The following is a 12,083-nucleotide window of genomic DNA, read 5'->3' as shown; positions in this document are numbered from 1 at the left end:
GCTTTTGTCAAGGAATATTTTGATTATTTTTTTGGGAACATTCCCAATTGCCATTGGGAATGTTCCCAAAAAAAGTTGTACGTTTAAGCCGATATAAACACTACCCGACTTGCTTTATCAGAAAAATACAATTCTATGCAGCAGCACCTCCCTACCATAGTCGACATTGCCCAACAGCTGGGCATCTCCAAATCGACGGTGTCGCGGGCGCTCACGGGGCATCCCAACGTAAATAGCAAAACCCGCCAGCGCGTGCTCGACCTGGCCGAGCAGCTCGACTACCAGCGGAACCAGCTGGCCATCTCCCTGCTGACCAGCCAGACCCGCACGATTGGTATCATCGTACCCGAATTTTTAAGTTTTTTCTTTCCGAAGGTGATCATCGGGGCGCAAGAGGTACTGGCCGAAGCGGGCTACAACGTGGTGATCTGCCATTCCAATGAATCGTACGAAACGGAAGTCACCAACGCCCGGGCGCTAATGGCCAGCCGGGTCGATGGACTGCTGGTGTCGCACACGAAAGACACGCGTAATTTTGACCACTTCCGAATTTTTCAACGGAAGGGTATCCCGGTCGTCTTTTTCAACCGGGTTTGTGAGGACATGAGCGTGTCGAAGGTTACCGTCGATGATTACGAAGGGGCTTTCCGGGCTGTTGAACACCTGATCCAGACCGGTCGACGCCGGATTGCACACCTGGCCGGACCCGACAGCCTTCCCAACAGCCGCCACCGGCTGAATGGCTACCGCGATGCCCTGCGCCACTACCAGATTCCGGAAGAAGCCGAACTGGTCATTTCCTATGATCTGACCCTTGAGAAGGCCAATATTTACGTAAATCACCTGCTCAATCTGCCTCAACCGCCCGACGCACTTTTTGCCGTGAACGACCCGACCGCCATCGAGGCCCTCAAAGTCATAAAAGGCCGGGGGCTGCGCATTCCCGATGATATTGCCATCGTCGGGTTCAGCAACGACCCGGCCTCAGCCCTGGTAGAACCCGGTCTGACCACCGTAGCCCAGCCCGTCAGCGAGATTGGTCAGCAGTCGGCGCGGCTGCTGCTCCGGCAACTGGCTGCCGAAGCAGCAGCTGAACCCGAAACGGTTATTCTGCCTACCGAGCTGATTGTTCGTAGCTCGACCGTTGGGTGATCAACGCCAGTAGCCCTGTTCGGCCAGCCGGGGCAGTAGCTGCCGAAGCGCCAGTCACTGTTCAGTTGAGGGTGTAGCCGGTCCGGAGCGACGACGCGCGCACCACGAGCTGCGTTTCCATGATCTTGGTTTCGCGCGGCACGGTGGCGTCGGTCGTCTCGATCTGGCGGAGCAGCAGTCGAACGGTTTCGGCGGCCATTTCCTGGATGGGCTGGCTGATGCTGCTGAGGGTTGGCGAAAAAAAAGCGGACACAGGCTCGTTATTAAAACTGACAATCGCCACATCGTCAGGTATCGCCAGGCCTTTCTGTTTCATGGCGTATATGGCCGGATAAGCCACCCGGTCGCTGATGGTCACGACGCCATCGGGCGGATTGGGCAGGCTCATCATAGCCAGCGTCTGCACGATGGTATTCTCCTGGGTATAATCGCAGTGAAGGACGTACGGACCGCCCGCAACGACCCCGTGCTGGGCTGCGGCAGCGCGGTAGCCATCGACCCGCTGGTTGCTCAACAGCAGATGCGCCGGGCCAGCCAGAAACCCGATTCGCCGACACCCCTGCTCAATCAGGTGCTCGGTAGCCTTGAAGGAAGCCGCGTAGTTGTCGACAATGACTTTCGACGCGTCGATATTATCGGCATAGCGGTCGAAAAGCACCAGGGGCACGTTTTTACGAACCAGCCGGTCAACGTGGGCGTAATTGTCGGTATCGCGCGACAACGAAATGATCAGCCCCTCTACCTGGCTGCGGAGCAGGTTTTGAATATTGGTTGTTTCGCGCAGGTACGATTCGTTGGTCTGGGCCACCAGTACGCTATACCCTGCCTGCAACGCGGCTTCTTCGATGCTGTTGAGCATGGCCGAAAAGTAGTGGTAGCTCAGGTTCGGTACGATCACGCCAATAGTGCGGGTTCGGCTCTTGACCAGGTTTTTAGCAACCTGATTCGGCTGATAATCCAGCTCCTGAGCCAGCCGGATCACCGCAGAGCGCGTATCGGGGTGGATTTCCGGCATGCCCCGCAACGCCCGCGAAACGGTTGAAATCGAGATGTTCAACGAGCGGGCAATGTCTTTGATCGTAACGGGAGCGGTTTTCATAGGTGTAATCTACTAAATCAATCGTGCTTTATCTCCGGGCGGCTGATTCAGATCCGCGGTTCGGGGATAAGCAGGCTTTTTTCAGGTAAAGAAGCATTGGTTTGCTGCTTTACTACGCGTACCGGTACTTTTTATTACTAACTTTTCTTTCCGTGCGCAACCTCACCTTCCGGCTATCAGGCCACGCTCTCCTGCTGGCAGGGACCTTACTGGCCCACACTGGCCTGGCCCAGCAACGCCCCAAACCGGGTCCACTCACGCTTTGGTATACGCAACCGGCGGGTAACGTCTGGACCGATGCGCTCCCTCTTGGCAACGGTCGGCTGGGCGCCATGGTCTACGGTAACCCGGCTCAGGAGGTGATCAAGCTCAACGAATCGTCGGTATGGTCAGGTGGCCCCAACCGCAACGACAATCCCGATGCGCTGGCGGCCCTGCCCGAGATCAGACGCCTGATTTTTGCGGGCAAACAGGCCGAAGCTCAGCAACTGGCCGCCCAAAAAATTGAGTCTAAAACGAATAGCGGCATGAAGTACCAGCCGGTAGGAAACCTGCTGCTCGACTTCCCGAATCACCAGACCTATACCGACTATTACCGCGATCTGGACATCAGCAAGGCGGTGGCTACTACGGCCTATACCGTAGATGGCGTACGTTACACCCGACAGGTCATGGCGTCGGCACCCGATCAGGTCATTGCCATTCGGCTTACGGCCAGCCAGCCCGGCAAGCTGTCGTTCTCGGCGTTCATGAACAGCCCCCAGCGAACCGAACGCAGCGTTGCAGGAACTGACAAACTCGTTTTGTCGGGTATCACCAGCGACCATGAGGGCGTGCCGGGGCAGGTGCGCTTCAACGCCCACGTGCGAATACGGACCGAAGGCGGGCAGACGAGCCGCACCGATACATCGGTCGTTGTGCGCGGAGCCAGCGCGGTCACCCTCTACGTGTCGATGGCCACCAACGTGGTGGATTACAAGACATTATCGGCCAACCCGCAGGCGCTGGCCGACGGGTATCTAAACCGGGCGGCTCAACGGCCTTTCTCTGCCCTGCTGGCCACCCACGTAGCTGCCTACCAGCGCTACTTTAACCGCGTCAGACTCGATCTGGGCACGACCGATGCCGCCAGACTGCCCACCGACGAACGCATCCGGCAGTTTGCCACGAGTAACGATCCGCAACTGGTGTCGCTGTATTTTCAGTTTGGCCGGTACCTGCTCATCGCCACCTCGCAACCCGGCCCGAACGGCGAGATCGGGCAGGCAGCCACGCTACAGGGCCTCTGGAACGACCGCATGGACCCACCCTGGGACAGTAAGTACACCATCAACATCAACACGGAGATGAACTACTGGCCTGCCGAAGTCACGAACCTGACCGAGATGCACCAGCCGCTGGTCCGGCTGGTGAACGACCTGTCGCAGACGGGGCAGGAAACAGCCCGGGTCATGTACGGCGCCCGGGGCTGGGTATCGCACCACAACACCGACCTCTGGCGAATTGCCGGCCCCTGCGATCCCATCTACTACGCCATGTGGCCCATGAGCGGGGCCTGGCTTAGTCAGCACCTGTGGGAGCGATACCTCTACTCGGGCAACAAAGTGTACCTTGCGTCGGTATACCCGGCGCTGAAAGGAGCCGCTCAATTCTTCGTCGACTACCTGGTCGAAGACCCCAACCACCATTACCTGGTCGTATGCCCCGGCATGTCGCCCGAAAACGCGCCGGTCACCCGCCCCAAAACCTCCATCGACGCGGGGGTGACGATGGACAACCAGCTGGTCTTCGATCTGTTCACCAGCGTTATCCGGGCCGCGCAGGAATTGAATACAGACGCCGATTTTGTCCGTATCGTTCGAGAGAAACTGGCGCAGCTACCGCCCATGCAGGTCGGTAAACACGGCCAGCTTCAGGAGTGGCTCGACGACCTCGACGATCCAAACGATAAACACCGGCATATCTCGCACCTGTACGGCCTCTATCCGTCGGCGCAGGTATCGGCCTTTCGTACGCCACAGCTGTTTACGGCCGCCCGCAACACCCTGGAGCAGCGGGGCGATGCCTCAACGGGCTGGAGTATGGGCTGGAAGGTAAACTGGTGGGCACGGCTGCTCGACGGGAACCGGGCCTATACACTCATTACCAATCAGCTATCGCCGGTCGACGAAAGCGGCCGGAAACGCGTCGGTGGCACAGGCGTTGGCGGTACGTACAAAAACCTCTTCGATGCCCACCCGCCCTTCCAGATCGACGGCAACTTTGGCTGTACGGCCGGTATTGCCGAAATGCTCATGCAAAGCCACGACGGAGCCATTCATCTGCTGCCGGCCCTCCCCGACCGCTGGCCTGCGGGCCACATTACCGGGCTACGGGCCCGCGGAGGCTTCGAGCTGGTTTCTCTCGACTGGCAGGACGGCCAGGTTACCAGTGTGGTTATCCGATCGACCCTGGGCGGGCAGTGCCAGATCCGGGTGCCCAACGCCATGCAGGGCAAGGGGTTTTCGGTTGAACTCAACCCCGCCCAAAACCCTAACCCCTTTTACCAGCTGACAACGGTGAAAGAACCGATCGTATCGCCAGCGGCTCAGCTACGGATGATGAAACCCCGGATCGGGTCGGTATACAGTTTCGCGACCCAGCCCGGACGAACCTATACGCTGGTCCTAAAAAAATAACCATCCGGTCAGCTGCCTCTTCTTTGGCTGGCCAATCCACTTAATCTCATGCGAACAACCTCTTATCTGTTATCCCAGGCGGGTCGGCTTGCCCTCCTGCTCCTCCTTCTAAACGGTGGTTTATGCCTTATCCCGAACCCCGTAACGGCTCAGTCGGCCAGTCGGTCAGCGACATCGGGACAGGTCCGGATCATGAACCCGGGTACCACCCCCTGGACCCAGGCCGTGCTGGAGATTCCGTGGTCCGTTGTGCGGCAGGCCTACCCCGCCGTAGATACCACCCAGTTGCAGATCGTACAGGCATCGACGGGTGAGCCGGTGCCGTATCAGTTCGAACGGCGGGGCCAGAGAACCGTACAGAACCTGCTGGTACAGCTGACCGTAGCGCCCAAACAAACCATCCTGCTAACCTTGCGTAAGGGGCAGCCCGCTCCCGTTGCCCAAAAAACCTACTGCCGTTTCGTACCGGAGCGGTATGATGATTTTGCCTGGGAAAACGACCGGATCGCCTTCCGGATCTACGGCAAATCCCTGAACGGCCGGTCCGACAACGCCTATGGCACCGATGTGTGGGCCAAGCGAACCAGCCAGCTGGTGATCAACGACTGGTATAAAAGCGGAGATTACCACAAAGACCACGGCCAGGGTCTCGACTATTATCAGGTAGGGCTGACCCTGGGCGCAGGTGACGTAGGCATATGGCTGGGCGACTCCATCAACTACATCCATAATTACACCAGCTGGCAGGTACTGGACAACGGGCCGCTCCGGTCTACCTTCCGGGTTCGTTTTTCGCCCTATCAGTTTGGGCCCATAACGGTCAACGCCATCAAAACGTTTTCGCTGGATGCGGGCTCACAGCTCAGCCGGATCGAGGTACAGCTGGCCCATACGCCTTCGCAGCCCCTGCCGATCGTAGTCGGTATTACCCTCCGTCCGGAACCGCGTCAGGTACGCTTCGACAAAAGCTCAGGAATTATGAGCTACTGGGAGCCTGCACACGGGAACGATGGCACCCTTGGCATCGGCTGCGTTTTTCCCGTACCGATGGCGACCCTGCGTCAGCAGCGCAATCACGCGCTGGCCGGTACAGCCCTACCGTCGGACAAACCCTTCGTCTATTACAGCGGAGCCGCCTGGGATAAAGCCGGACAGATTACTTCAGCCGACGCCTGGTTTGCCTACCTGCAATCATACGCCAACCAGCTTCGCCAGCCGCTGGTTATTTCAGCCGAAACTGCCGGCGGTTCTGCTCCCCGAAAAGGCCGGTAACCGGGCTTCCCTAACCTGGGTCCGGACCGGAGGCTATAAAACAGCGAATCCCGGTTTTGTCAGTAACGTTGCTGACAAAACCGGGACTCGTTTATTCAGGACAGCTTATTCGTCCGAGCTCGCCTTGGGCTTACGGCCCCGGGGCTTGCCGGTGTACTCGGCTTTGGGCCCTGGTTGCTCGAATTCAAGCTCGTACCCCGTCACATCTCCCTCATAATCAAAAGGCTGGATGGTAAAGTTGTACTTTGTATTCGCGTAATCGACACCCTTTTTCTGCAGGATTACACCCAGCGGAATAGAATAACTTTTAGCTCCTTCAACCAATTCGAAAGCATCGGACTCACTGGCCGAACCCGGAATCAGGTACAGCGATTTCAACTTGCGCTTTCCTTCCTGAGTACCAATTTTAAACCGGGTTGCCTGCGGATCCAGACCCAGCTGTTCAACCGTCTTGTGTGGAAATACAAGCTTGCCTGCTGCCGAAATATAGCCTGTCAGTTTAGGCGCTTTAGCGACACTTTTTTTAGCAGGCTGGCTGTTATCCTGAGGAGAGAAAAATTCAATTGATTTTGCTTTCATTGCGACAGAAGTAGTGTTTTATCAGTATATCAGTGCAAACGTAATCAATTATTAATAAGTAGCCTTATCCAATCACCCTTAAAATTTTTTAATCTTATTTTTTTCTTTATTTCTCACAGACCGGTTCTAAAGTATTGATCTATACAGGTGTATTAGTTTAAATAAATGGGGCATCCGTATCAATAATGGACTAAACGATGCAACTTACCCCGGCTGATATTGATCAAACTAACCGTTTTATTTTTCAATTTATTCGCCTAATTAAACCGACCATCATTGTTTAAATCTACTTAAACACGAATCCTCGGTTACTTATGCCAGACTGTATAAAGACGCTTTATGCACGGGAAAAGAATCGAACATTTACAGGCGAATCGAACAAATTAAACTGCGGTCATCTACAAAAATAATGGTATGCTAACCAGGTTGCTCCGGTAATTAAATGCACCATAGGTTTCGAAAACAAGGCCCTTGCTACGCCAGCCGGTGCTCTTTCTAAACTAAAAACAGGCAACGTTCTCTGGCGGACGCGACTACTGAGCCCATCACCTGATAGTCGGGCGTATGACATACCTGGCTGACCTTTCCAAATAAATGTATTACAACAAAGTATATTCTACATATAGACTTTATTAAGATTTTCTCTTTTACGGAAACATAATCTTTCATAACAACAACTAATTATTTTCCAGTTAGCAACCGGGTTACGCGTAATTCCTGAATCAGGTCAAGTATTTTTCTACTATTCCATTTGAGCTAACAAGTGCCGATGTGTCTGAAGTCAGGCGAATGGCCCTTTCTGGTAAGCTAACTTTTTCGTTAACCGATAACGTCAGCTATCAACGCTGCCGACCTAAAACTGAGAACGACGTACGTGAATAATTATGCCTCTTTTTGGGGAACGTTTTCTGGTTCGACGGCCTAGTCAGCGCCATGAAAATGGGGCCATACTTCGTCAGTCATATCATACGGTCGACCATTCACAGTCAAACTCTAAAGAAGAATTAACCAGGTTGCTCCCCCGTAGGTTAGCCCGCTACTCATTGATCTAAAAACTGTAATCCTAAAAAAAAGGACGGATTTTTTAGGATTACAGGCGAATAAATAAATGGTATCAATCCGGTATCGACTGAGAATCGGCTTGAATGTTTTGAGACCGGCGCCAAATTTCACGGAGCGAACCCGATTGCCTGAAAACCGGTAAACCAACCCAACTCTTCGCTTTATCGATCTGTCACCTTTTCCGCTCCGCTGATCAGCCGAAGCCCAACCCCTACCCGCATGAAACGAAGAACGTTTATCCGAACAACCAGCCTGCTGGGTGGTGCCTATGCCCTGTCGGGGCCATCAGTACTGGCCACGGGAGCGACCCCTGCCGAACCACTCTGGCTCGACGGGCCGATGCGGTGGGCACAGCTGGCCTTCGTTGAGCGCGACCCCGGCCATTACGATCCGGATTTCTGGCTCCGCTACTTCAAACGCATTCATGCCGATGGAGCCTTGCTGAGCGCCGGGGGCGTGGTCGCGTTTTACCCGACTCAGATACCGCTGCACCACCGGAGCGATTTTCTGGGTAATACCGACACGCTCGGCTACCTGGTTGAGGGCTGTAAAAAACAGGGTATGACGATCATGCTCCGGACTGATCCGCACGCGGCCCGGCAGGATGTGTACGACGCGCACCCCGACTGGATTGCCGTAACGGCCGATGGCCAGAAGCGTCGGCACTGGGCCAATCCCGACCTGTGGGTAACCTGCGCGCTGGGGCCGTACAACTTCGAGTTTATGACCCGGGTCAACACCGAGATCATGCAGCGGTACCAGCCCGAAGGCATCTTCTCCAACCGCTGGGCAGGCCATGACATCTGCTACTGCGAGCACTGTACCCGGCAATTCAAACAGGCCACGGGGCTGGCGCTGCCGGCAAAGATCGACCGACTCGAACCAACCTACCGGAAGTGGGCCGAGTGGCGTATGACCCGGCTACGGGCGCTGTGGATGCACTGGGATTCGGAGATCCGGAAACAGCGCCCGGCCTCCCGCTTTATTCCCAATGGGTTTCCGGACAAGGTGATGACCGGTAAAGAAGCCGATCTTTTCTTCGCCGATCAGCAGGCCCGGCGCGGTTTGATGGCACCCTGGGCCAATGGCAAAGGCGCCAAGGAACTACGCGCTACGCTCGGCATGAAACCGCTCATCGGCATTTTCAGCGTCGGCATCGAAGAAGAATTCCGGTGGAAAGACTCGGTGCAGAGCGACGCCGAAATTCGTATCTGGGTAGCCGAAGGGACGGCCAACGGCATGCGCCCGTGCTTCGTCAAATTCGGGGGCGACATTTACGACAAACGCTGGATGGAAGCCGTAGCCCGCCTGTACGAAGGCTACTATAAAAACGAGTCCTACCTGCGCAACACGGCGTCGATGGCGCGCGTGGGGGTGATTTATTCCGAGCAGACCGACCGTAATTACGGCGGCAAACCCTGGCAGCAGAAAAGCAGCGACCACCTCGACGGTATGTACCAGGCGCTGGTCGAGAGCCGCGTCCCCTTCGATATGGTCAACGACCGGCTGCTTACGCCCCGCGATCTGGACCGATTCAGGCTGTTGATCCTGCCCAACACGGCAGCGCTGTCCGATGCCCAGTGTCAGCAGCTGCGGGCTTTCGTTGACGCGGGCGGCAGCCTGATCGCCACCTTCGAGACCTCATTATATACCGAAGACGGTCAGCAGCGGCCCGACTTCGGACTGGCGAGCCTCTTCGGCGTGTCTTACGCCAGCCAGGTAGAAGGCCCCCTGCGCAACAGCTACCTGCACCTGCGCCACACCCCCGCCGATCGCCAGAGCCAGGCCATCCTGAACGGCCTGGCCGATACGCCCCGGATTATCAATGCCATTCACCGGGTAAAGGTCACCCCAACGATGCCCTTCCCCAGTCCGGTAACCCTGATTCCGACCTATCCGGATTTGCCGATGGAAGACGTTTACCCACGGGTGGCCGAGACCGATACGCGCGAGCTGTACCTGCGCCAGATTGGCAGGTCGCGGGTGGCTTACCTGCCCGGCGACCTGGATCGATCGTTCTGGCAGCTGCTCAACACCGATCATGGTCAGCTGCTCGGCAACGTCATCCGCTGGGCGCTCGGCGAAGAGCCTATTGTGAGCGTAACCGGACCGGGCGTACTCGACATCAACGTATGGCGTCAACAGAAATCGATGACCGTTCATCTCGTTAACCTGACCAATCCGATGATGCTGAAAGGGCCTTTTCGGGAGCTTATTCCGGTGGCCGCGCAGGTAACGGTCCGGGTTCCGGCAGGCACTACGGTGACAGGCGTGAAACTGCTTATGAGCGGTCAGATACCGGCTTTCACCCGCCAAAACGACCAGATCCTCGTCACCGTACCCAGCATCCTCGACCACGAGATCGTTGCCCTCGACCTGGTGTAGCCGGGCCGGTGCTATCTGCTTCGACTCAACAACCCGCAACGGAGTTTATCTACCGCTTAACCAACGCCTGCCCATGGTCTGGAAACAAGTTACCGATCCGTTCAACAACATTACCCTGTCCGTTCTGGTCGCGGCCATCCCGATTCTGTTTATTTTCTGGGCCTTGATCATTCGCCGGATGAAAGGGTATCAGGCCAGCCTGATCGCCACGGGTCTGGCGCTGCTGCTGGCCATCGGCCTGTATGGCATGCCGGCCGGGCTGGCGCTGCTGTCGGTAGCCCACGGGGCATTGTACGGCCTGTTTCCGATCTGCTGGCTGGTGATCATGGCCGTTTTTCTGTTCAACATCACCGTAGCCAGCGGTCAGTTCGAGATCATCAAACACGTCATGGCTTCGATTACCGCCGACCGTCGGTTACAGGCCCTGCTGATTGCGTTTTCGTTCGGTTCGTTTCTCGAAGGCACCGCCGGATTCGGGGCTCCCGTGGCCATTACGGCGGCCATGCTGGTGGGGCTGGGGTTCAACCCGCTCTACGCGTCGGGTATCTGCCTGATTGCCAATACGGCCCCCGTTGCGTTTGGGTCTATCGGAATCCCCATCACGGTAGCGTCGCAGGTGTCGGGTATCCCGGAGTTGCCCATTTCGCAGATGGTGGGCCGCACCCTCCCGATTCTGTCGGCGCTCCTGCCGTTTTATCTGGTGAGCATCATTGCCGGGCTGCGGAAAGCCCGCGAAATTACCCCGGCCCTGCTGGTATCCGGCTTATCGTTCGCGCTGCTGCAATTTGCATCGTCCAACTTTCTGGGGCCGGCCCTGCCCGACGTCATCGCGGGCCTGGGTTCTATCCTGAGCCTGATGGTGTTTCTGCGGTTCTGGAAGCCCAGGACGATCTGGCGCTTCGACAACGAACCGGCCCCCACCCCGACTACAGCCGTTCACTATTCGGGCGGGCAGATCATTCGGGCGTGGTCGCCGTTTATCGTGCTGACCGTACTCATCATTGCCTGGGGACTTCAGCCGATCAAAGAGGTGCTGAACGCAACTGGTCAGGTACAGTTCGAATTTCCGGGCCTTCATAATGCCATTCAAAGCGAAAGCGGAGCCCTGCTACCCAAGCTATTCAAGCTTAACTATCTGTCGGCAGCCGGTACCGCTATTCTGCTGGCGGCTCTCCTTGCGCTGCCGCTGGTTGGCTTACCCTACCGGCAGGGACTAACGATTTTTGGCGCCACGCTCAGCCAGCTGAAATTCCCGATTCTGACGGTAGCGGCCGTGCTGGGGTTTGCGTATATCCTGAACGATTCGGGCATCACCCTCACGCTGGCGCGGGTGCTGGCCAGCACGGGCGTTCTGTTTCCGTTCTTTGCGCCGGTGCTGGGCTGGCTGGGCGTGTTTATCACCGGCTCAGACACCTCGGCCAATGCGCTGTTCAGTAAACTCCAATACGCTACGGCCGAATCGATCGGAGTCGATCCGGTCGTGACGGTAGGAGCTAACGTATCGGGCGGGGTCGTTGGCAAGATGATCTCCCCGCAGTCCATCGCCGTGGCTGCGGCTGCCGGTAACCTGGTTGGTCATGAGTCGCAGCTGTTCCGGTTTACGGTCAAGCACAGCTTTTTCATGCTGCTCTTCATCTGCTTCATTACCCTGGCGCAGGCTTATCTGATCAGCTGGATTATTCCGACCTATGAGCTGACCGACGTAAAAAATACCCCGGCTCCACCCAATCCATCGAATGGCTACCCGTATCTTGTCGGCCTGGCGGTCCTGTTGGCCGGGCTGGTATCGGTTATTCTGCGGACGGCCAAACCTGCCGCCCCGGTCAGCGCATCGACGGAAAACTAGCAACGAGAAA

General features: G+C 56.7%; 7 protein-coding genes. 5 read left to right on the top strand and 2 right to left on the bottom strand.

Annotation, left to right across the window (positions count from 1 at the left end):
* The first annotated feature begins 135 nt into the window (after positions 1-135).
* On the top strand, positions 136-1,152 hold the full coding sequence (locus tag EQG79_RS08930) for a LacI family DNA-binding transcriptional regulator (protein ID WP_129601222.1): 1,017 nt from the start codon (positions 136-138) through the stop codon (positions 1,150-1,152).
* A gap of 61 nt (positions 1,153-1,213) precedes the next feature.
* On the opposite strand, the gene EQG79_RS08925 is transcribed toward EQG79_RS08930, so the two are convergent.
* Positions 1,214-2,251 (bottom strand): LacI family DNA-binding transcriptional regulator, encoded by a 1,038-nt coding sequence (locus EQG79_RS08925; protein WP_129601221.1) that lies wholly within the window; start codon positions 2,249-2,251, stop codon positions 1,214-1,216.
* Between the two features lie 152 nt (positions 2,252-2,403).
* On the opposite strand from EQG79_RS08925, the gene EQG79_RS08920 reads away from it, so the two are divergent.
* Together EQG79_RS08920 and EQG79_RS08915 are read left to right on the top strand one after the other, a co-directional pair.
* A complete protein-coding gene (locus EQG79_RS08920; RefSeq protein ID WP_394343301.1) occupies positions 2,404-4,929 on the top strand; it encodes a glycoside hydrolase family 95 protein in 2,526 nt (841 codons plus the stop codon).
* Between the two features lie 48 nt (positions 4,930-4,977).
* Positions 4,978-6,201: a DUF4861 family protein gene (locus tag EQG79_RS08915; RefSeq protein WP_077921804.1), complete on the top strand. Its 1,224-nt coding sequence runs from the start codon at positions 4,978-4,980 to the stop codon at positions 6,199-6,201.
* A 105-nt stretch (positions 6,202-6,306) separates the two neighbouring features.
* Here the strand turns inward: EQG79_RS08915 and EQG79_RS08910 are convergent, their stop codons facing one another.
* A complete protein-coding gene (locus EQG79_RS08910; protein ID WP_077921803.1) occupies positions 6,307-6,780 on the bottom strand; it encodes a hypothetical protein in 474 nt (157 codons plus the stop codon).
* Positions 6,781-8,061: 1,281 nt separating this feature from the next.
* Between EQG79_RS08910 and EQG79_RS08905 the strand changes: the two genes are divergently transcribed.
* Together EQG79_RS08905 and EQG79_RS08900 are read left to right on the top strand one after the other, a co-directional pair.
* Complete coding sequence (locus EQG79_RS08905; protein WP_129601220.1) at positions 8,062-10,227, top strand: alpha-amylase family protein; 2,166 nt, start codon at positions 8,062-8,064, stop codon at positions 10,225-10,227.
* 73 nt (positions 10,228-10,300) lie between these two features.
* Complete coding sequence (locus EQG79_RS08900) at positions 10,301-12,073, top strand: L-lactate permease (protein ID WP_077921801.1); 1,773 nt, start codon at positions 10,301-10,303, stop codon at positions 12,071-12,073.
* The last annotated feature ends 10 nt before the right edge of the window (positions 12,074-12,083 follow it).

The sequence above is a fragment of the Spirosoma sordidisoli genome, assembly GCF_004138325.1.
In the GTDB taxonomy this organism is placed as follows: domain Bacteria; phylum Bacteroidota; class Bacteroidia; order Cytophagales; family Spirosomataceae; genus Spirosoma; species Spirosoma sordidisoli.
Note: the sequence above shows the minus strand (reverse complement) of the source record. Positions and strands in the feature narration are given on the sequence as shown.